The organism is Pararhizobium sp. DWP3-4 (assembly GCF_049898205.1).
Taxonomy (GTDB): domain Bacteria; phylum Pseudomonadota; class Alphaproteobacteria; order Rhizobiales; family Rhizobiaceae; genus Pararhizobium.
In genome coordinates, this window is sequence record NZ_JAFCXF010000005.1 from 131,662 (window position 1) to 151,730 (window position 20,069).

At 57.7% G+C, this 20,069-nt stretch carries 18 protein-coding genes and 1 pseudogene; 11 read left to right on the top strand and 8 right to left on the bottom strand.

The window, feature by feature from the left end:
• The first annotated feature begins 71 nt into the window (after positions 1-71).
• The 5 genes and pseudogenes from ACP7E6_RS14650 to ACP7E6_RS14670 form a co-directional block, all read left to right on the top strand.
• A complete protein-coding gene (locus tag ACP7E6_RS14650) occupies positions 72-455 on the top strand; it encodes a cupin domain-containing protein (protein WP_426230758.1) in 384 nt (127 codons plus the stop codon).
• 26 nt (positions 456-481) lie between these two features.
• Positions 482-1,798, top strand: coding sequence for an epoxide hydrolase family protein (locus ACP7E6_RS14655; RefSeq protein ID WP_426230449.1), 1,317 nt, complete (start codon positions 482-484; stop codon positions 1,796-1,798).
• 131 nt (positions 1,799-1,929) lie between these two features.
• Complete coding sequence (locus ACP7E6_RS14660; RefSeq protein WP_426230450.1) at positions 1,930-2,643, top strand: SDR family NAD(P)-dependent oxidoreductase; 714 nt, start codon at positions 1,930-1,932, stop codon at positions 2,641-2,643.
• 63 nt (positions 2,644-2,706) lie between these two features.
• Positions 2,707-2,943, top strand: coding sequence for a tautomerase family protein (locus ACP7E6_RS14665; protein ID WP_426230451.1), 237 nt, complete (start codon positions 2,707-2,709; stop codon positions 2,941-2,943).
• Between the two features lie 163 nt (positions 2,944-3,106).
• Positions 3,107-3,771: pseudogene (locus ACP7E6_RS14670) on the top strand (FAD-dependent oxidoreductase); the annotation flags it as partial.
• 192 nt (positions 3,772-3,963) lie between these two features.
• Here the strand turns inward: ACP7E6_RS14670 and ACP7E6_RS14675 are convergent.
• From ACP7E6_RS14675 to ACP7E6_RS14700, 6 genes are all read right to left on the bottom strand, one after another.
• Positions 3,964-4,185, bottom strand: a complete 222-nt coding sequence (locus ACP7E6_RS14675; protein ID WP_426230452.1) for a DUF2798 domain-containing protein — start codon at positions 4,183-4,185, stop codon at positions 3,964-3,966.
• 1,016 nt (positions 4,186-5,201) lie between these two features.
• The gene (locus ACP7E6_RS14680; RefSeq protein ID WP_426230453.1) at positions 5,202-5,327 is read right to left on the bottom strand and encodes a hypothetical protein; all 126 of its coding nucleotides are present in this window, start codon (positions 5,325-5,327) and stop codon (positions 5,202-5,204) included.
• A 27-nt stretch (positions 5,328-5,354) separates the two neighbouring features.
• Positions 5,355-5,771 (bottom strand): organic hydroperoxide resistance protein, encoded by a 417-nt coding sequence (locus ACP7E6_RS14685; RefSeq protein ID WP_426230454.1) that lies wholly within the window; start codon positions 5,769-5,771, stop codon positions 5,355-5,357.
• 163 nt (positions 5,772-5,934) lie between these two features.
• Positions 5,935-7,254, bottom strand: coding sequence for an ATP-binding protein (locus ACP7E6_RS14690; protein WP_426230455.1), 1,320 nt, complete (start codon positions 7,252-7,254; stop codon positions 5,935-5,937).
• The gene (locus tag ACP7E6_RS14695) at positions 7,251-7,991 is read right to left on the bottom strand and encodes a response regulator (protein WP_426230456.1); all 741 of its coding nucleotides are present in this window, start codon (positions 7,989-7,991) and stop codon (positions 7,251-7,253) included. Before ACP7E6_RS14695 ends, ACP7E6_RS14690 begins: the two co-directional genes overlap by 4 nt.
• A 98-nt stretch (positions 7,992-8,089) precedes the next feature.
• On the bottom strand, positions 8,090-9,133 hold the full coding sequence (locus ACP7E6_RS14700) for an alpha/beta fold hydrolase (RefSeq protein ID WP_426230457.1): 1,044 nt from the start codon (positions 9,131-9,133) through the stop codon (positions 8,090-8,092).
• 320 nt (positions 9,134-9,453) lie between these two features.
• Between ACP7E6_RS14700 and ACP7E6_RS14705 the strand changes: the two genes are divergently transcribed.
• Positions 9,454-11,229 (top strand): cytochrome c biogenesis protein DipZ, encoded by a 1,776-nt coding sequence (locus tag ACP7E6_RS14705; protein ID WP_426230458.1) that lies wholly within the window; start codon positions 9,454-9,456, stop codon positions 11,227-11,229.
• 45 nt (positions 11,230-11,274) lie between these two features.
• On the top strand, positions 11,275-12,027 hold the full coding sequence (locus tag ACP7E6_RS14710; protein WP_426230459.1) for an alpha/beta hydrolase: 753 nt from the start codon (positions 11,275-11,277) through the stop codon (positions 12,025-12,027).
• Between the two features lie 308 nt (positions 12,028-12,335).
• On the opposite strand, the gene ACP7E6_RS14715 is transcribed toward ACP7E6_RS14710, so the two are convergent.
• Positions 12,336-13,376, bottom strand: a complete 1,041-nt coding sequence (locus ACP7E6_RS14715) for a sensor histidine kinase (RefSeq protein ID WP_426230460.1) — start codon at positions 13,374-13,376, stop codon at positions 12,336-12,338.
• Complete coding sequence (locus tag ACP7E6_RS14720; RefSeq protein WP_426230461.1) at positions 13,373-14,815, bottom strand: ATPase domain-containing protein; 1,443 nt, start codon at positions 14,813-14,815, stop codon at positions 13,373-13,375. Before ACP7E6_RS14720 ends, ACP7E6_RS14715 begins: the two co-directional genes overlap by 4 nt.
• 198 nt (positions 14,816-15,013) lie before the next feature.
• On the opposite strand from ACP7E6_RS14720, the gene ACP7E6_RS14725 reads away from it, so the two are divergent.
• Genes ACP7E6_RS14725 through ACP7E6_RS14740 form a run of 4 tightly spaced genes read left to right on the top strand, consistent with a single transcriptional unit; the run spans position 15,014 to position 20,069 of the window.
• Complete coding sequence (locus ACP7E6_RS14725) at positions 15,014-15,226, top strand: hypothetical protein (protein ID WP_426230462.1); 213 nt, start codon at positions 15,014-15,016, stop codon at positions 15,224-15,226.
• 12 nt (positions 15,227-15,238) lie between these two features.
• Complete coding sequence (locus tag ACP7E6_RS14730) at positions 15,239-18,670, top strand: response regulator (RefSeq protein ID WP_426230463.1); 3,432 nt, start codon at positions 15,239-15,241, stop codon at positions 18,668-18,670.
• Positions 18,667-19,506: a CheR family methyltransferase gene (locus ACP7E6_RS14735; protein ID WP_426230464.1), complete on the top strand. Its 840-nt coding sequence runs from the start codon at positions 18,667-18,669 to the stop codon at positions 19,504-19,506. Before ACP7E6_RS14730 ends, ACP7E6_RS14735 begins: the two co-directional genes overlap by 4 nt.
• A complete protein-coding gene (locus ACP7E6_RS14740; RefSeq protein ID WP_426230465.1) occupies positions 19,503-20,069 on the top strand; it encodes a chemotaxis protein CheB in 567 nt (188 codons plus the stop codon). The genes ACP7E6_RS14735 and ACP7E6_RS14740 overlap by 4 nt, the downstream gene beginning before the upstream one ends.

Here is a 20,069-nt window from a genome sequence, read left to right on the forward strand (position 1 = left end):
TGGGCAACCCGCCCTCGCCGTCTTATCGGCAACATCTGAAACCTAAAAGGTAAAAACAAATGAACACTCACATGATGATCATCTCAGCCATTGCGCTGTCCATTATGCCGTTTTCGACGGTCCAGGCCCAGCAATTGCAGGTGCAGCGAACCGATCTCATCAAAAGCGACATCAGCGTCCCCGGAAAGGAAGTTGTCCAGGTCAGGGTCGACTTCGCGCCAGGCGTCTTCGCGGTCAGCCATAGGCATCCCGGAGAGGAAGTCGCCTATGTAATCGAGGGTACGCTTGAGTACGAGCTCGAGGGGCAAAAGCCTGTCACGCTCAGAGCAGGCCAGTCGCTCTTCATTCCTGCTGGAACACCGCATTCCGCCAGGAACGTCGGTGCCGCCAAGGCGTCGGAACTTGCCACCTACATCGTCAGTAAGGGCGTCGCCCTCGTCGAACTGGTCAAATAGGCCCCAACAAAAGAAGGATGGCAGCCATGACAGTACAAAAATCAAATCATGCACTGCAGATGTCCCGACGCTCTCTGTTGGTCGGCAGTGCTGCGATAGGACTGTCCACCGCCATCCTCCCACTGGTGGCAATCGCAGCTGACGCGGTCGATGCAGTGCCCGCCGCCGGGGCGATCCGGCCGTTCCAGGCTGTCATTCCTGAGACCGCACTCACCGATTTGCGGCAGCGTCTTGCCGTGACCCGCTGGCCGCATGACGAAACGGTGATCGACGGGTCTCAGGGCGTGCAATCGGCGCAACTGAGGGAGCTCGTCAATTATTGGCGGACGTCCTACGACTGGCGAAAGGCCGAAGAGCAGCTCAACGCGGTACCCCAGTTCTTGACCAACATTGATGGGCTGGACATCCATTTCATCCATGTACGTTCAAGACATGAAAACGCCCTGCCGCTCATAATGACGCATGGCTGGCCAGGGTCTGTCTTCGAACTCCTGAACGTTATCGGGCCACTCACCAATCCGACGGCGCATGGCGGCAAGGCAGACGAAGCGTTCCATCTGGTGCTCCCGTCGATACCCGGCTTTGGTTTTTCGCAGAAACCGACCAGTACGGGCTGGAATCCTCAACGCATCGCTGCCGCATGGGACATGTTGATGAAGCGTCTCGGCTATGACCGTTACGTCTCCCAAGGCGGCGACTGGGGCGCTATCATCAGTGATGCCCTTGGCCGTCACGCACCTGTTGGTCTCTTGGGCATCCACGTCAACCGGGTCGAACGCGCGACAACGTTTCCCACCGCAGCAGCACAGGCGCTCATGAACGGCGCACCAGCACCAGACACTCTCTCGCCGGAAGAAAAGATGGTTTTTGGAGAGGTTCGTGATTTCGTGAACAACGGCTTCGGCTACGCTGCCATCATGAATACTCGTCCCCAGACGATAGGCTACGGACTCGCGGACTCGCCTGTGGGCCTTGCGGCATGGCTGTACGACAAGATAGCTGACTGGGTTTTTACGGCGGGCGATCCGCAGACTGCCCTGGGTAAGGACGCATTGCTCGACAATATCACGCTGTACTGGCTGACGAATACCGGCCCTTCGAGCGGACGGATCTACTGGGAGAACACCGCGTCTGGAGCGAAGTTGACTCCCATCAAAGTTCCCGTCGGAGTCACCGTCTTTCCCGGCGAAGTCTACAAGCCACCGAAGAAATGGCTTTCCAAGGCCTACCCTCACCTCGTCTATTACAACCAGGTTTCCAAGGGCGGACACTTTGCAGCTTGGGAGGAACCCGAATTGTTTAGCCAAGAGATTAGAGCCGCATTCAAGGCTATGCGGCCTTAAGCGCCCGCAATCGACGAGTACTGGAAGCGCAAACCATTTGGCACAAAACCCCAAGCTCTTTGCTGCGCTTCGCCCCCAACAAACATGCATCGAACTGACGATGCACTCAACCTCCGTGAAAGGATCAGATTATGAGCACTGAACAGAAAATCGCCATCGTCACCGGCGCTTCGCAAGGGATCGGCGCAGCCCTGGTGCGCGCCTACCGCGACCGGAACTACCGCGTCATCGCCACCTCCCGATCCGTCGAGGCCTATTCCGACGCTGATATTCTCGCAGTGCCCGGCGATATCAGCAAGCCCGAGACTGCCGAGCGCGTTGTGCGCAAAGCGCTGGAGCACTTCGGCCGTATCGACACGCTGGTGAACAATGCGGGTGTCTTCGTTGCCAAGCCGTTCGTCGAGTTCACCCAGGAAGACTACGACAGAAACATGGGTGTCAACGTCGCCGGGTTCTTCCACATTACCCAGCGCGTCGCCGCCGAAATGCTGAAACAGGGCTCCGGCCATATCGTCACGATCACCACAAGCCTGGTCAATCAGCCAATTGCTGGTGTACCAGCAGCGCTTGCCTCCCTGACCAAGGGTGGCCTGAACGCCGTTACCAAAGAGCTTGCCATCGAGTTTGCCAAGAGCGGCGTCCGCGTCAACGCCGTCTCGCCGGGGATCATTAAGACGCCGATGAACCCGCCCGAAACGCACGCGGCCCTAGCCGGCCTTCATCCGGTCGGGCGAATGGGCGAAATCCACGATATCGTCGATGCCGTCCTCTATTTGGAGACGGCGAGCTTCGTCACCGGCGAGATCCTGCATGTCGATGGCGGCCAGAGCGCCGGACGCTGGTGAGCACCTGATGGTAGTGCGGTCAGGTGCCGAACAACACATCAAGAGTTCGAAAAGGAGACTACAATGCCTATCGTCACCGTACAGGTCACCCGCGAGGGAACTGCGCCTGGTCGCAATTCGGTATCCGCCGAGGAAAAGGCGGCCATTATCGCGGGCGTTAGTCAGGTTCTACTCGACGTACTGAACAAGCCACTTGAATCGACCTACGTCGTCATCGAAGAGGTCGAGCTCGATAACTGGGGTTGGGGCGGGCTTCCGACAGCGCAGTATCGCAAGCTGCGCGCCGCCGCCAAGCCTTGAACAGCTGTCCTGCGTGGAGCAGACACCCCACTTGAACCTTTTGCGCGAAAACCGGTGTTGCTTCGAGTGCATGGTCGGTGCGCCAGGACAGACAATGTAGTGTGATAACTTGGTCTGAAGCGAGAAGCTGCGACGAGACGCTTCCTCGAGGATCAACGTCTCGATAGTTCGGAGCACTGAGACGCAACGGTTCGATGCGATTTTCATTGGCGCTGGTCGGGCCGGCCGCGCGAATGGCCGAACGCCGTACGAAAGTTGCGCTTATTGAACGAAGGTTTCTCGGCGAAACCTGTGTCAATGCCGTTCGCACGCCTGCGAAAACGCTGGTTGCAAGCGCCCGCGCGGCATATATCAGCTGGCGCGCTCAGAGTTGTGGGTCAAAAATCGAGGGGGCAGTCTCCGTCGATATGCAAGTCCTTCGACATCGCGCAAACAAGGGTTCCTTGATGCGCGCAATGGTCTGGAAGATTGGCTCGGCAATATGGATGGCGTCACCATCGTCAATGGCCACGCTCGGTCCAAGGCAGCCGACAGTGTCAGCGTCATCGGCGAGAACCTCACCGCCCCCCAGATATTCCGCAACGACGGAGCTCACCCAGTCATTCCAGACTTCCCTGGAGACAACGACATCGACTATCTGACCAGTACTTAATCCGCGACCTCGACACCCTGCCTCCCTACCTCGCTGTCATAGGCGGCAGCTATATTGGCATGGAGTTCGCGCAGATGTATCGACGATACGGCTCGTCAGTCACCGTGAACGAGCGCGCAATCCATGTGGCTTCGCGCGAGGACGAGGACACTTCGGAAGCCTTTCGGGTAATCCTTTAGGCTGAGGAAATTCAGGTCCGCACAGAAAGGCGCATATCTGCGTTGTATCCTGTCACCGGATAAACAAGCGTTCACGCTGAGTGAAGCCGGAGAACGGGCGGGTCGCGGGTTAGCGGGCGCGGCAGACGTACTCCGCCAACACAGGTTATAGTTTTGACATGGGCAATACATCGATAACCAATTAGCGGTTCACTTGATCAGGCGCTCGACCTGGGTTTGCACGCGCGGGCCGATCAGTAGGATCGCGGGGATGACGATTACGTAGCCAATGCCCCATGAACGCAGCCACGCGAGGGCAAATTTTTCAGAGAAACCCAAATTCAATGCGAGGATGACGAACGAGATGATCCCTGTCGTCACGACGCCCATCAAAAGCGCGAAGGCAATTTTTCGTTTCAGTTGTGTGCTCATTGAATTCTCCATGACTTAGACTTGTTGAAAGGACGGGCAGTGCCATCGATCACAGCATGACGAGTGGATTCACCTCCGGTTTCGGCGGTTGCCGAAACCGATGTCATAAATAGCGCTCGTTAGCCGCATTAAGCTGGTGTGACGTATCCCGGGTATGTCAGAGCTCGCCAGTTATGTAACACATTGTAGGCAGCCAAGGCCGGGCGTCGGAGACAGCATGGCCTTGGCGCGGCGTAGTGCCCGGAATGCTTTTGGGCCGCTTGGTGCAATTCAAGCGAGGGAAGCTGCAGGGCGGGCCGCGAGGGCGCGCGATGCTAGGCGCTCATGAAAAATCCTATTGCATGAATCCTGCTAACATATAGTTCGTGGATCATCCTGAAGTCCGCAAGGTGCACGCTTAACCCATGCCCTTGATGAGATTCGATTTCGCCACCAACACACAAAACTGGTCGACAAAACAATGGGCTCTTAGCGTCCGTTGGAGCAAGTTATTGTTAAAAGGGCTTACATTGCCTTCAAGGCCTAGGGCAATATGTGCCTGGTCCGGATCCAACGGCGAACCTGAGTAGTTTGCCGCGCATCAGCTTCCGGCGGCTACGGCAGGTGTAAGGAGATGGGCGATAGCCTGCATCTTTTTAGGCAAAGTGAGCGGCGTCGAATATGGAGCCGCTGGATCTTCTCGGCCGGAATGCCCAATGCGATAAAATCCACCAATGGGTCGCGAAGGATTCCAATGATCGCCGTCAGTAAGTAGCCGTTATTTTTCTCGACATTTCCGACGTCGCACTGCGGGTAACTTGCAGCCGGGTGGGGCGGTCAGACAGGAGCACGACGGGTCTGATGATGCGGCCGCCCTCTGTATCCGACCTCGAAATCAATGCTCGACTACCTTCTTCTGAAAGCCGGTTCCTCGACGCTTGAGGCTGCGGTTGTACTTGAGGACGAAGCCCACAAGTCCTGACGGTAAAAGGGAGCGGCTTTTTCCGCAGTCGCTCCCTCTCCGGTTTCAGGTCTATCTACCCTTGAAGGCCAACGGCTGTGGCGACAGCGACCAAAGGCGATGGTTCCGGCGAGACCACGTCATAGACGCAAGGCGCTGCAAAGACGGCAAGCGCCAGCATGCCAACGATCAAGCGTTTCATCGTACACTCCATGGATTCTGAGCCTGCTCAGGCAAGCTTCAGCTCGACCGAGATGTTGCCACGCGTGGCCAACGAATAGGGGCAGGTTTGGTGGGCTTCATCCGTCAGCGCGCGTGCGAGCTCCGGATCAAGGCCTGGCAGGCTGATGTTCAAGCGTGCCTGCAGGTGGTAGGCGTCTCCGGTCATGCCGAGATCAACTTCCGCGTCGATTGCGGTCTCGGCCGGCAACCGGATCTTGCGCTTGGCTGCAGCCAGGCTCAGGGCGCCGATGAAGCATGCGGACCAGCCGGCGGCAAAGAGCTGTTCGGGATTAGTACCGGGCTTGCCGCTACCGGGAGGCGACAGCTTGACGTCAAGCTGCGCGTCGTCGCTTCTAGCCGAGCCGTCGCGACCGCCCGTGGTATGGGTCTTGCCGGTATAGAGGACCTTCTCGATCGTCGTCATGGAACACTCCTTCGTTCTGTCGCGTAGGGCGACGTTGTTGACCGGAGTGGTTTGCCGCTTTGACGTATCCGGCATGTTTTCGAAAAGGTCGGAGTTGTATCAGACCGTAGCGGCTGCGCGCCAAGCTACCTTTTCATACAAATGCCCACGAAACCGGCATTCCTCAAGGCAGCGATATCTCCGCAGCAAGTCCCCCGCCCGGGCGATTGTAGATCCGCACTGCACCGCCAACCGAGACGGAAAGCTGCTGGGCGATGGCCAGTCCAAGCCCTGTGCCCCCTGTGTCGCGATTGCGCGAAGTCTCGAGACGGTAGAACGGCTGCATGGCGGCCTCCAGCTTGTCGTCCGGAATGCCCGGCCCACGGTCGGTCACCGTAATGATGGTTTTTCCTTCACCCGTCCGTTCGACGCTGATCTCGGCAGCACCCGCAAACTTGAGGGCGTTGTCGATGAAGTTGGTCAGGATACGCCGCAACGCATGCGGTTTCGTCACGGCCGTGCCGTGGACGATGCCTGCAACCGTGACCGCCTTGCCGGTGTCCTGGTAATCGTAGGCAATGCTGTCGATGAAGGAAGCAAGATCGATACGAGATGTGTTTTCGCCATTGCCGTGCGAACTGCGCGCATAGGCGATACCGTCCTGCACCAGTCGCCCGATCTCGCGCAGATCGCTGATCAGCTTGTCCTTTTCGGGGCTATCGTCCGTCATATCGGCGCGCAGCCGCATGCGCGTGATCGGCGTCTGCAGGTCATGCGAGATCGCCGCGAGGATTTGCACCCGTTCTTCCAGGTAATGGGCGATACGGTCGCGCATGGCGTTGAAGGCGCGCGCCGCATTGGCGACCTCGCTCGGTCCACCTTCGTTCAATGGGGAACCTTTCTTGCTGGGATCGAGCGCATCGGCGGCGGCGGCGAGATCGCCAAGCGGACGAACTGCCTGACGCACGGCAAACCAGGTGCAGAAGATGAGCAGAACCATCTGTGCGGCAAAGACATAAGGCAGCCATTCGGCCAAGGGCATCACTCCGCGCGGCGTCACGTCGATCGTGAGTGGTGAACCGTCCGAAAGCGTCAGATGCCCCTGCAGCCGCTTTCCGTCACCTGGAATGGCTTCGACGCGGAGCGGGAACTTGTAGCCTGCCGCCTCCTCGATCCGGTCTGCAATCTCGGAACCACGGCCCGACAAATCCGGCACACCGGGAAGTCCCGGCCCCAGAACAAGGCGGTAGCTGCCACGGCTCAGGCGATCCAGCCATTCGGCCCGCTCGTTGGCGGGAAGCCGGTCAAGAACTGCGATCGACGTTGCCAGATCGCTTTCAAATGTCCCGAGCATGACTGCCTTGGCCGACATGTAGCGCTCTGCAAAAAGAATGCTGAAAGACAGGCCATAGGCAACCGCCAGTCCGGTAAACAGGATGACAAACAGCCGCGAGCGCAGCGTGCTTGGCCACCAGCCCGAATTGAACTTGCCGGCCTCATTCATGTCCTGGGCACCGAAATCTCGACCGGTACGGAGAACACATAGCCTTCGGCCCTGACCGTCTTGATGTAGGTCGGCTCGCGTGCGTCGTCGCCGAGCCGCTGGCGCAGACGGCTCACCAGGAGGTCGATCGAGCGGTCAAACAGTTCGGCATCGCGGCCTTGTGTGAGGTTCAGGATCTGGTCACGGTTCAGCACACGTTGGGGATGATCGATGAAAACCCGCAACAGCCGGTATTCAGCACCACTCAACGCAATCTCCGTCCCGTCCCTGTCAAGAAGATGCCGGCCCACAGTGTCGAGCCGCCAATCGCCGAACGTCAGCAGTTGCCCTGCCTCGCTGATCTGAAGGTTTGGCGGCAGCATTCGGGTGCGCCGCAGCACCGCCTTGATGCGGGCGAGAAGCTCGCGTGCCGCGAAGGGCTTAGGCAGATAGTCGTCCGCGCCCATTTCGAGCCCGATGATCCGGTCCATCTCGTCGTCTCGTGCTGTCAGCATGATGACCGGTGTCGCCTTATGCTTGCCAGCGCGAAGCTCCCGGCACAACACGAGGCCGTCATCGCCCGGCATCATCACATCGAGCACGATCAGATCGACTGTGTTGCCTTCGAGAAAGCTGCGCATTTGGCGGCCGTCGGCGGCAACCGCCGTCCGAAGACCATTCTTCGTCAGATAGCTCGATACCAATTCGCGAATTTCCCGGTCGTCATCGACGATAAGGATATGGTCGATATGCTCCATCTTTTGTCTTTCAAACAATATTACTGGCCATTTTGAAGCCGTTATTTGTGCGCGTCGGAAGCCGCGAGTAAAGGGGTTTCTCGCGGCAGCCTGACGGTTCAGAATGTTGCGACATCAAGGATGGCTTGGGCGAACGCCTGCGGCGCTTCCTGCGGCAAATTATGCCCGATACCACCCGTTACATTTCGATGCTCGTATTTTCCCGAAAACCTCTTCGCATAGGACGATGGCTGCGGATGCGGCGCGGCGTTTTCATCGGCTTCCATGGTGATCGTTGGAACAGTGATGATCGGCCCCAACGCGAGCTGTTTCTCGTAGGCATCGTATTTCGCTTCGCCTTCGGCGAGACCAAGCCGCCAGCGATAATTATGAATGGTGATGTCCACGTGGTCCGGATTATCGAATGCGGCAGCCGAACGATCGAACGTTGCGTCGTCGAACTTCCATGTTGGCGAGGCCGTCTGCCAGATCAGCTTTGCAAACTCGTGCGTGTTGGCGGCATAGCCGAGCCGGCCGCGCTCGGTGGCGAAATAGAACTGGTACCACCAGGAGAGCTCTGCTTTCGGGGCTAAAGGCTTCTTGTTGATGTCCTGGCTGCCGATCAAATAGCCGCTGACGGAAACCATCGCCTTGCAGCGCTCGGGCCAGAGAGCTGCCATGATGTTGACGGTGCGCGCGCCCCAGTCATATCCGCCGAGGATCGCCTTTTCGATGCCGAGCGCATCCATGAAGGCGATCATATCAGCGGCCAGCGCCGCCTGTTGGCCGTTACGCGGCGTCTCGTCGACAAGGAAGCGCGTCGTACCGTACCCGCGCAGGTAGGGAATGATGACGCGGTAGCCTGCATCGGCCAGGATCGGTGCGACATCGACATAGCTGTAGATGTCGTATGGCCAGCCGTGAACCAGCAGGACGACGGGACCATCCCCTGGGCCGGCTTCTGCGTATCCGATATCCAGCACACCTGCCTTGATCTGCTTCAGCGCTGCGAAGGAAGTGTGCGCTACCGCGTTGGCGGAACCCGACGTTGCGCCGGACGACTGGGCATTGGCTATCGAGGCCATGCCGAATTCGGCGGCAGCCACAGTCATCGCGGCGATACCGAAGAAGCGGCGGCGCTGGTGATTGAATTCAGGGGACATCGTTCTCTCCATCTCGATTGATCGTGATTGCAAGAAAGCCGGCCGGATGTATCCCCCACATGTTCCGTCAAGCCCGGAATTGAAAGCGGATGTAGCATCCGGCGCCCTCGATACAGTCTGATACAATCGGCCCTCCCGCTGGTCCGGGCTGCCGGCAATTTGTGTCACACTTCCATAGACCCGGCAGTTTGCTACACAGCGGTACACTTCTCATTGAAGCCGGACACATCCGGGATACGTCGCGCCGACCAGATTGGCTCCGTTGCTGGTCGTGCCCATCGCCGTCCAGAACCCGACCAACCGGTTTCAAGGAAACGTAGATGACACTTCTCATCATTGCCTATCTCGGAGGGGCGCTGACCATATTCAGCCCGTGCATCCTTCCCATTCTTCCCTTCGTCTTTGCCCGGGCGGGACAGCCCTTTATCCGAAGCACGCTGCCCATGCTGATCGGCATGAGTGTGACCTTCGCGCTGGTCGCGACGCTTGCAGCGGTCGGCGGAAGCTGGGTGATCCATGCCAATGAATACGGCCGCCTCGCCGCTATCCTGCTGCTTGCCGTCTTCGGGGTCAGCCTCTTGTCGCCACGCGCTGCGAGCATCATCACCCAGCCGGTCGTTGACTTTGGCAACAGGTTGCTGAATGCGTCGGGCAAACCCGGGTCCGTATCGACTTCAACAAGCTCTTTCATACTCGGCGTGGCGACCGGGCTGCTCTGGGCTCCCTGCGCAGGGCCGATCCTCGGCATCGTGCTTACTGGCGCGGCACTAAATGGCGCCAGTCTCCAGACAACTTTTCTGCTCGTCGCCTATGCCGTAGGTGCCGCGACATCGCTGGCCTTTGCCCTTCTTGTCGGAGGCAAGATCTTTGCCGGCATGAAGCGGTCGCTCGGCGTCAGCGAGCGTATTCGCCAGGTGCTGGGTGCCGCGGTTCTGGCCGGGGTTGCCGTCATTGCACTTGGCCTTGATACCGGCCTTTTGGCTCGGCTTTCCTATACCAGTACATCATCTCTCGAACAGGCCGTGCTTGATCGACTGCACGAGAAGCCTGCAATCGAACCATCGTCGGAGATCGCCAGCAATGGCATGGTGTCTGCTGTGGTCGATACAACACAGCCGTTTCGCAGCAATTTGCCGATCGAAGGCCGTGCACCGACTTTGAACGGCGCCGTCGAATGGCTGAACTCGCCGCCGCTGACGACGGAACAGCTGCGCGGCAAGGTCGTCCTGGTCGATTTCTGGACCTACTCCTGCATCAATTGCATCCGCACCGTGCCCTACGTCCGCGCCTGGGCTGAGAAGTACAAGGATCAGGGCCTGGTTGTGATCGGCGTGCATGCCCCGGAATTCGCATTCGAAAAGAAAGTCGAAAATGTCAAAAAGGCGGTCAACGATTTCAAGATCGGCTATCCGGTTGCGATCGACAACGACTACAAGATCTGGCGCGCCTTCGAAAACAGCTATTGGCCGGCACACTACCTGATCGATGCCAAGGGCCAGATCCGCTACCATCATTTCGGCGAAGGCAACTATCGCCAGTCCGAGCAGGCAATCCAGGACCTTTTGCGCGAAGTCGGCAGCGAGATGGGCTCAACTGCTCCAGTGACGCCGGACGCCAAAGGTGCCGAGGCAAGCCCCGACCTCAAGAACGTCCGTTCTGGCGAAACCTATCTCGGCTACAAACGCGCCGCGAGCTTCGTCTCCCCGGAAGGCCTGCGTATTGACGCCGCCAATGCGTATTCCATCGACGAACCGGGCCTGAACGAATGGGGCCTCTCCGGAACATGGACAGTCGGCGCTGAACAGGCCGTGCTGGACCAGGCGGATGGCAGCATTGTCTACCATTTCAGCGCCCGCGACCTGCATCTGGTCCTTGGACCCAGCGCCGCCGGCAAACCTATCCGCTTCCAGGTGACCATCGACGGTAGGGCTCCCGGAACCAGTCATGGCGCCGATACCGATGCCGACGGCTACGGCACGGTGACCTCAACAAAACTCTACCAGCTCGTCCGCCAGTCCGGCGACGTGGAGGAACGGACGTTCGAAATCCGTTTCCTCGATCCCGGTGTCGAAGCCTACGCCTTCACCTTCGGCTGAAACCCTCCCTTGCCCAACCACCCACAAACGACAGGAGTCAAACCCATGAACCGTCACTACATCTCGACCCTCGCTCTCGCCTTCGCCACGAGCGTGATTGCCTTCGCCGCACAGGCCGCCGAAGTCAAAAATATCGTCATCGTCCATGGCGCACTTGCCGATGGTTCGGGCTGGCGCAAGGCATCGGATATCCTCGTCCAACGCGGCTTCAACGTCACGATCGTACAAGAGCCGATCACGTCGCTTGCCGACGATCTCGCAGCCACCAATCGCGTGCTCGACCTGCAGGACGGCCCGACGCTTCTCGTCGGTCACAGCTATGGCGGCATGGTGATCACCGAAGCTGGCCACAGCCCTGTTGTCGCGGGCCTCGTCTACGTCGCAGCTTTCCAGCCGGACAAGGGGGAAAGCCTGCTCAGCCTTGCTAGCTCCAGGCCAGCTGGCGGCATGAATATCCGCGAAACGAAGGACGGGAAATATCTCTATCTCGACCCCGCCGCGTTCGCCAACGACTTCGCCGCGGACCTACCGAAAGACGACGCGTCGTTTCTGGCAAGGTCGCAGGTCTTCGCCTCGAAGGAAGCCTTTTCCGCCAAGGTCGGGGATCCCGCTTGGAAGAAAAAGCGGAGCTGGTCAATTGTCGCTTCCGAGGACCGATCCATCAATCCCGAACTGGAACGCGAGATGGCGAAGCGGGCCGGCAGCGTGGTGACCGAGATCAAGGCAAGCCACGCCGTGTTCGCGTCGCAGCCCGAGAAGGTTGCCGACGTCATCGAAACGGCGACGAAGGCACTGTAGTGCTGATCGCAAAGGGGCGGCCCGAACAACAGGCCGCCTCACACTCCGCGGTGTCCATCCGCTTCAAGTCCCGCCGAATGATCGATGACCATGCGGCCCTCGACGCCACCTACGCGACGCGGCCTAGTCCGGGTGGCTGCGGCGACGAGTACACGTCCAGAGCGCCTTGCTCGGCAGCGCAGGGCGTACGGGCAAAACCGGGCCGCTGAACCCTGCCGGCTTTTCAAAGACGTCAAATCTCCATTCGACTATCCGGCATTTAACAGCTGACGGGCAGCGCTATTGTCTATGAGGCCTGTTCAGTGGGTTCAGCTCTGGCGGAGCCTATCGAGGGGTCCGGCAACGCAGCATCTAAACCCGCTCGGATCGAAAGCGATCTGAGGGGGTGAACCAAACAAGGAGCCTAGTGCCGAGCGAACATACCTTGTGCCATACCCTTGGCGGGTCGGCTCGATAACCTTGGGGCCGTTAGTTTCAGTCCAATGCAGCGAGAACATTGGCGGGGAATGTTCTGAGATCGTCCAGACAACATTGACGCTGCCATCGTTTTCAAGGAGCGCACCGTACTTGATGGCATTCGTGATCAGTTCATGGATACAAAGAGCAATCGTCGTCGCGGCGTTTCGGCTGACGGCGACGTCTGGTCCGCTTACATGAATACGGATTAGTCCGTTGCTGTTGTATGGTGACACAATCAGATCTGTGACAGACGACAGAGAGACCTCTTCACCGCCGGCTTCAAAGACCGCCGTGTGGACGCTGGCGAGTGCTTGCAACCGGCCGGTAAAATCCTTTGAAAGATCGTCAATGGTGGAAGCACCGCGGCGCGTCATTTGAAAAATCGACGTCACGCTGGCGAGAATATTCTTGATACGATGATTGAGCTCCAGACGCAGTTCGACCTCGCGATCGATGGCATCACGAACCTGTTTCTGTCGCAACCGCACAAGCAGGTTCGATTGAATGCTGTTGACCAGCTCCAATTGCGCAATCGGGCGCATATGAAATACGAGCCGTGCGCCCGGCCACTTGCGTTCGAGCTGGCTACGGATGCGAACAACAGGGGCCGCCCGCTCCAACAAAACCAGAACCGGCACTTCAGACCAGTCGGGCTGCGCTGCCAGATGTTTAGCGATTGCCGCTACGACCCCCGGGCTCAGAGCCTCGTGAGTAATGACGATGAGGCCTGGCGAGGAAGACAGATGCGGAACCAAATCCTCGTCTGCCCTGACATGATTGACTGCCACCTTTTGCTCACGCAGGAACGCCGCGATATAGTCTGCATCCTTGCGAAACGGAGCAAGGACGAGCACCCAATCCAGCGCGTTTCCGCTTGGCGCCTCATTCATTTGGGATCGGGAAGTGGGTTGTAAGAAACGACACTGACCTTTCCGCTTTCGATCAGGAGCTCTTGGATGTTAAGGTCGTGCGGACCATGGCGTTTTTTGACCACGGTAATGTTCCGACGCAAGCGGCCTTCGTGTTCCATGATCCGCAACAGAAGAACGGTGTCTCCAAGAAAGCTGACATCGACATCGATACCGACATTCTGGCCGATCAGACCGTGCTGTGCAACGATCAGCATTGTCAGCACGCCCGAACGCGCGAGGAATTTGAGCAACGACTGTATATCGCGCACCGCTTTTTCGCGGTGCGGCAAGGAGTTCAGATATCCGGTCAGACTATCGATGACAACGACGCGGACCTTGTTCTGCGTGACGGCGTCCTGAACGATCTGGCCAAACTCACCCGGCGAGATTTCATTCGGATTGAAGTCACGCAAAATGAGCTTTCCGTCCTTGTGGAATTGCCTGAGTTGCATGCCCAAACCCTCGGAGCGGCGGAAGAATGTCTCCAGCCGCTCTTCAAACAGAAACAACGCGACACTCTCGCCGCGTTCGAGTGCGGCGGTCGCGTAGAGCGACGACATTGTAGACTTTCCGGTGCCCGACTGTCCGATCACCAGCGTCGTGGTTCCGGCCTCCTGGCCACCACCGAACATGTCGTCCAGTGCCGCGACGCCGGACTTGATCAATTCTGGCTTGATCGTTTCCGATACCATGTTGGGCATGATTCGGGGGAAAACGACGATGCCTTCTCCTTCGCGGATGGCCATGTCGTGGTAACCGTCGGCGACGGGAATGCCACGCATTTTGGACACCTCGACACGACGGCGGACGCCGCCATACTCTTCCAACGCTTTGTCGAAGCGGATGACGCCGTGGGCCAAACCTTCAACCTCCTCGCCGCTACGGTCATAGGCAGGTGTTTGCGTGTCTAACAAAAGTGCAACAACGCTGCGTTTTGCCAGGAAGGACTTGAAGCCGATCAACTCGCGGCGAAACCGCGGAGAATCACCAGTGATCAAACGGATCTCCAGAAGCGAGTCGTAGACTAGGCGACGCGGCTTGTGTTCTTCGATTGCGGCCTCGATCGCCTTACGCGTCTCGTCGAGCCGAAGGTCTGCCGTGAGGAATATGCTCTGGTCGTCGGCCTCGCTGACCGTGCCGGATGTCGCCAGCTCTTCGACACGAATACCGTCCAGCGTCCAGCCATGCGAAACAGCGATTGCTTCAAGCTCGGCTTTCGTCTGCGACAGCGTCACATAAATGCAGCTTTCGCCTGCGTCCACGCCTGCGCGAAGAAACTGCAGCGCGGCGGTCGTTTTTCCTGAGCCCGGCGCTCCCTGCAACATGTAGAGATTGGATGCCGGCAGGCCGCCGCGCAGGATCTCATTCAGTCCTGTAATGCCGGTGCTGGCGACAGCGGGAATTTTCCGTTTTGGCATGTCTCATCTTCCAAAAAGTCGTTTGCGTATTCCCGAGAGAATTCGCGCATCATCGATGATAAATGCCCCGCTGTTATATTTGGGTTTTTAAAAACATCAATGACTACGCGTGGCGCTTGCGGACGTTGGCGCTCGGTGGGGCATGATGGAGAGAGGACGGGCAGTTATAGTTCTGTTTCTGAAGATGTTCAGCATCACATGGCGACAGTTCTCACGCCGGACAACGTTGCCGCCGTGCGTTTTTCTGCAGCGCCCCTCCCCCGCTTGAACATATTTCTCCACGCGCTACATGGCGCGGGGCGAGTTGCTGATGGCAATAGTAGTGATGAAAATAATCGTGCGTTTGCGATCGACGGGGTTGCGCTTTCGTATGACGACCTGCCCAATATCAACATGTTCCTCCAATACTGACCGAGACCATTCATGAAGCAGACTAAAACGCCCGACGCTTCCAATCGAGAGTTGGGTCTGGATCCGATTGTCGCGTTCAGCCTGATGGGTGCTATCGCCTTCTTCCTGATCAGCGGGGCAGTTGCTTACCTCAATCTCCAGAGCCTGCGGGAAAACAACGCGAAGGTCGTCCATTCCCACGATGTCATTGTCGCGTTGGATGAGTTGCTATCGAAAACTCAGGATGCCGAGACGGGACAACGGGGATTTTTGCTGACAAACAACGAGCGATACCTCGAACCCTACAATTCTGCATTGGTCGCGATCCCGCAAAAACTCAATGAAATTATTGAGCTGACGCGGGACAACACCGCACAACAACGGAGGCTGGGAACGCTTCAAACCCATGTGCAGGCCAAGCTCGCGGAACTCGAGGAGACTATCAATCTTCGCCGGACCCAGAGCATTGAGGCTGCGGTCGCGGTGGTCAATTCAGACCGCGGCAAGGGCGAAATGGATGCGATTCGCGCACAACTTGCCGCTATGGGCAAGGAAGAGGCCGATTTGCGCGCGCAACGTCTTGCAGAAATGGACAGCGCCTACAGCACTGCATTCGCAAGCAGCTTTCTCTCTGGCCTCCTTGGCATTCTCCTGACGGCCGCGATCGGAGTTCTGATCCGAAGGACAACACTCGCTCGTCGGCGCGAGGAATGGCTCCAGTCCGGGCATGTCGGGTTAGGTTCGGCGATCATAGGCGATAAACGAACCGACCAGCTTGGCGACAGCATACTTGAGTTTTTGGCGCGATACACCGGGGCGATCGCCGGTGCAGTTTTCGTTGAAGATCAAGGCGTGTACCGCCGGGCGTCGACATATGGGGTTTCGCAGATTTCGACCGTCCCGGCACAATTCAAGTTGCAAGAGGGCCTACTTGGACAATCTGCTGTCGAGGCGCGGCAAGTTGTCGTCAGCGAGGTTCCCGATGGTTACATCACGTTTGGATCGGCACTTGGACAGGACAAGCCGCGCCACCTGATCATCTCTCCTGCCAGTGTGGACGGTAACGTCAATACGGTCATCGAACTCGGCTTCTTGCGTTCTGTCGATGAAAGCGTTCTCGCCCTCCTGGGCCAAGTTTCTTCGTCGATCGGGACAGCGATACGCTCCGCAAACTATCGCGTGGAGCTTCAGAACCTGGTCGAGGAAACACAGCGGCAATCCGAAGAGCTACAGGTCCAGAGCGAAGAGCTGCGTGTCTCGAACGAAGAGCTGGAGGAACAAAGCCGGGCATTGAAGGAGTCTCAAGCGCGTCTCGAGCAGCAACAGGTAGAACTGGAGCAGACAAACTCGCAGCTTGAGGAGCAAACCCAGCAGCTGGAAGGGCAACGCGATAACCTGGAGCGCGCGAACGCTTCTGTTCAACTCAAGGCTAGAGAACTCGAACAGGCGAGCCAGTACAAGTCGGACTTCCTCGCCAATATGTCCCATGAGTTAAGGACGCCGCTTAACTCATCCCTCATCCTTGCCAAACTTTTGGCGGACAATCCCGACGACAACTTGACGGCGGAGCAGGTCAAATATGCTCAAACCATTCAGTCGTCGGGCAATGACCTGTTGAATTTGATCAACGACATTCTTGATCTTTCGAAGATTGAGGCGGGCCATGTCGATATCCGGCCGGAAGCCATTTCTGTTGAGCGGTTGTGCAATAACCTCAGGCAGCTTTTCATTCCGGTCGCTGAAAACAAGCGACTTAAGTTTGACATCGACGTAGCGGCGGAATGCCCTGCCATCATCGAGACCGATCTGCAGCGGCTCGAACAGGTTTTGAAGAACTTGCTGTCGAACGCCTTCAAGTTTACTGAGGCCGGGACGGTAGGGCTATCCATCCGGAGAGCTGCTGACGGGCAAATCGCATTTGCTGTTTCAGACACGGGCATAGGGATACACGAGGAACAACAGCGCAGTATTTTTGAGGCATTCCACCAGGCGGACGGCACGATCAGCCGCAAATACGGCGGCACTGGCCTTGGCCTCTCGATTTCGCGAGAACTGGTTCGCTTGCTTGGCGGCGCGATCCACCTCAGCAGCCGTCAGGGCCAAGGTAGCACCTTCACGATCACAATCCCGCAATCATACAACCCCGCCACCGTCGCGCCGCGCAATGGCGGAAGCAGCGTTTTGGCTTTGCCGGCTGTTCCGCCTCAGGCAGAACACCACGTTGTATCGGTCGAGCGGCGCAGTTTGGTTGAGGATGACCGTGCCGCGCCTTCTGACGAAAAACGCATCCTGCTTGTTGTCGAAGACGATGAAACGTTTGCAGCAATCCTTCGCGACCTGTCCCGCGAAATGGGTTTCAGAACATTGGTGGCGGGAACAGCACATGAGGCCCTTGACCTCGCAACGCAGTTCATGCCGAGCGCGATCGTTCTGGATGTTGGGCTTCCGGACCAGTCCGGCCTTTCTGTGCTCGACAGGCTGAAACGTGACGTCCGCACGCGCCACATTCCCATACACATCGTCTCCGCCGACGATCACGCCGAAACAGCATTTTCTCTCGGCGCGGTTGGCTATATGCTCAAGCCTGTGAAGCGCGAGCAACTGACCGAGGTTTTGCAAAAGCTCGAAGCGAAGCTGTCGCAGCGCGTTCACCGGGTTCTGGTCGTCGAGGACAACGAAATCCAACGCGATGCTGTGGCAAAGCTCTTGAGCTCCCACGACGTCCAGACAGTTGTCGCCGGCACGGCTGCGGAATGCCTGACGCTTCTCAAGGAGCAGACTTTCGACTGCATGGTACTGGATCTTTCCTTGCCGGACGCGTCGGGCTATTCGCTACTGGAGACGTTGAGCAAAGAGAGTGCTTACGCTTTCCCGCCGGTCATCGTCTATACGGGCCGCGTACTCTCGGCCGATGATGAACAAAAGCTGCGGCGCTATTCCAAGTCGATCATTATCAAGGGCGCGAAATCTCCGGAGCGTCTTCTTGACGAGGTTACCCTGTTCCTCCATCAGGTTGTCGCCGAACTACCAGACGAACAGCAGAAGATGATCCGCAAGGCGAGAAACAGAGACTCCCTCCTCGAAGGGCGCCGCATTCTTGTGGTCGAGGACGATGTCAGAAACGTCTACGCGCTTACCAATATCCTTGAACCTCGCGGCGCGATTATCGAGATCGCAAGGAACGGTCAAGAGGCACTGGACGCGCTCGCAAACGCAAGGCAGCAAGGCTCCGCGATCGATCTCGTCCTCATGGATGTTATGATGCCGGTCATGGACGGACTAACCGCCACACGCGAGATTCGAAAGAATACCGATTGGAAAAAGCTACCTGTTATTGCCCTGACAGCCAAAGCCATGCCTGACGACCAGAAGAGATGCATCGATGCTGGCGCTAACGACTACATGGCCAAACCGCTGGACGTCGAAAAACTCCTGTCGCTTGTTCGTGTCTGGATGCCCCGGTGAAGGAGATCTCAACTCCTGAAAAGATAGAGGACATTGAAATCCGGCTTTTGCTGGAAGCGCTGTATGTCCGCTATCATTATGACTTCCGCAATTATGCGATGGCTTCGATCAAGCGGCGCCTCAGGCAGGCCCGCGAACAATTGGGATTCGCGACCATTTCTGCGCTACAGGAAAGAGTGTTGCATGACGAGCAAATGCTCCCCCGGCTGTTGGGGTACCTGACAATACAGGTCAGCGAGATGTTCCGGGATCCAAGCTATTTCCAAGCCATTCGGGAACAGGTGGTCCCACATCTGCGCACTTATCCTTCGTTAAAAATTTGGATTGCTGGATGCAGTGGTGGCGAGGAGGTTTACTCAATGGTTATTCTGTTCCGCGAGGAAGGTCTTGAGAGCCGTACCATCTTTTATGCCACAGACATCAGTCAGGAAGCGCTCCACACTGCCGAAGCGGGGGTCTATTCACTCGACCGCATCCAACTATTTACGGAAAACCATCGGAAATCCGGTGGTAAGTCATCATTGTCCGACTACTACAGTGCCGCTTACGGGAGGGCGTCGTTTGACAAGACATTGCGTCAGAATGTGGTGTTCTCCGACCACAGTCTGGTGACCGACGCAGTTTTTGGCGAAATGCACCTTGTGTCCTGCCGTAACGTATTGATCTATTTCGACCGGCCACTCCAAGATCGTGCAATCGGTCTGTTCAAGCATTCGCTCGCAAGGAAGGGTTTTCTGGGCTTGGGTGCCAAGGAAAGCCTGCGATTTTCTGATCATTCAGGATCCTTCAAGGATTTCGTCCGTGAGGAAAAAATCTATCAGAGGGCGGGCGAATGACCGAAGGGCGAGCCCAGGCCGTTGTAATTGGGGCCTCAGCAGGCGCGCTGGAGGCTTTGTCCGTGATCCTCCCCGGCCTGCCCGCGAGCTTCGATCTTCCAATCATCGTGGTTGTGCATATTCCGCCCGATAAACGCAGCGTCCTGGCAGAAATCCTCCAGGCAAAATGCAAAATTCTTGTTCTAGAGGCCGACGACAAGGAACCGATCTGTGGTGGCACTGCGTACTTCGCACCGCCAAATTATCATTTGCTCGTCGAAGCTAACAGAAGCCTTTCTTTGTCCAGTGACGAGGCCGTTCTCTTTTCGCGCCCTTCTATCGACGTCATGTTTGAAAGTGCGGCAGATGCCTATGGGGCTGGCCTGATTGCCATTGTTTTGACGGGTGCCAACCAGGACGGCGCTTCCGGCCTGCGTGCCGTCGTTAACGCAGGCGGAACGGCAATTGTTCAAACGCCGAAGGGCGCGTTTGCGTCCGCGATGCCGGAGGCGGCGATAAAGATGTGCCCCACCGCCCACATTATGTCGCTTGATGCCATCCTATCATTTTTGCATGAGGTTTAA

What these genes read in the sequence shown, in the direction of transcription:
- ACP7E6_RS14650 (WP_426230758.1), top strand. Translation starts at nt 72, where the DNA reads ATGATGATCATCTCAGCCATTGCGCTGTCCATTATGCCGTTTTCGACG.
- ACP7E6_RS14655 (WP_426230449.1), top strand. Translation starts at nt 482, where the DNA reads ATGACAGTACAAAAATCAAATCATGCACTGCAGATGTCCCGACGCTCT.
- ACP7E6_RS14660 (WP_426230450.1), top strand. Translation starts at nt 1,930, where the DNA reads ATGAGCACTGAACAGAAAATCGCCATCGTCACCGGCGCTTCGCAAGGG.
- ACP7E6_RS14665 (WP_426230451.1), top strand. Translation starts at nt 2,707, where the DNA reads ATGCCTATCGTCACCGTACAGGTCACCCGCGAGGGAACTGCGCCTGGT.
- ACP7E6_RS14675 (WP_426230452.1), bottom strand. Translation starts at nt 4,185, where the DNA reads ATGAGCACACAACTGAAACGAAAAATTGCCTTCGCGCTTTTGATGGGC.
- ACP7E6_RS14680 (WP_426230453.1), bottom strand. Translation starts at nt 5,327, where the DNA reads ATGAAACGCTTGATCGTTGGCATGCTGGCGCTTGCCGTCTTTGCAGCG.
- ACP7E6_RS14685 (WP_426230454.1), bottom strand. Translation starts at nt 5,771, where the DNA reads ATGACGACGATCGAGAAGGTCCTCTATACCGGCAAGACCCATACCACG.
- ACP7E6_RS14690 (WP_426230455.1), bottom strand. Translation starts at nt 7,254, where the DNA reads ATGAATGAGGCCGGCAAGTTCAATTCGGGCTGGTGGCCAAGCACGCTG.
- ACP7E6_RS14695 (WP_426230456.1), bottom strand. Translation starts at nt 7,991, where the DNA reads ATGGAGCATATCGACCATATCCTTATCGTCGATGACGACCGGGAAATT.
- ACP7E6_RS14700 (WP_426230457.1), bottom strand. Translation starts at nt 9,133, where the DNA reads ATGTCCCCTGAATTCAATCACCAGCGCCGCCGCTTCTTCGGTATCGCC.
- ACP7E6_RS14705 (WP_426230458.1), top strand. Translation starts at nt 9,454, where the DNA reads ATGACACTTCTCATCATTGCCTATCTCGGAGGGGCGCTGACCATATTC.
- ACP7E6_RS14710 (WP_426230459.1), top strand. Translation starts at nt 11,275, where the DNA reads ATGAACCGTCACTACATCTCGACCCTCGCTCTCGCCTTCGCCACGAGC.
- ACP7E6_RS14715 (WP_426230460.1), bottom strand. Translation starts at nt 13,376, where the DNA reads ATGAATGAGGCGCCAAGCGGAAACGCGCTGGATTGGGTGCTCGTCCTT.
- ACP7E6_RS14720 (WP_426230461.1), bottom strand. Translation starts at nt 14,815, where the DNA reads ATGCCAAAACGGAAAATTCCCGCTGTCGCCAGCACCGGCATTACAGGA.
- ACP7E6_RS14725 (WP_426230462.1), top strand. Translation starts at nt 15,014, where the DNA reads ATGGCGACAGTTCTCACGCCGGACAACGTTGCCGCCGTGCGTTTTTCT.
- ACP7E6_RS14730 (WP_426230463.1), top strand. Translation starts at nt 15,239, where the DNA reads ATGAAGCAGACTAAAACGCCCGACGCTTCCAATCGAGAGTTGGGTCTG.
- ACP7E6_RS14740 (WP_426230465.1), top strand. Translation starts at nt 19,503, where the DNA reads ATGACCGAAGGGCGAGCCCAGGCCGTTGTAATTGGGGCCTCAGCAGGC.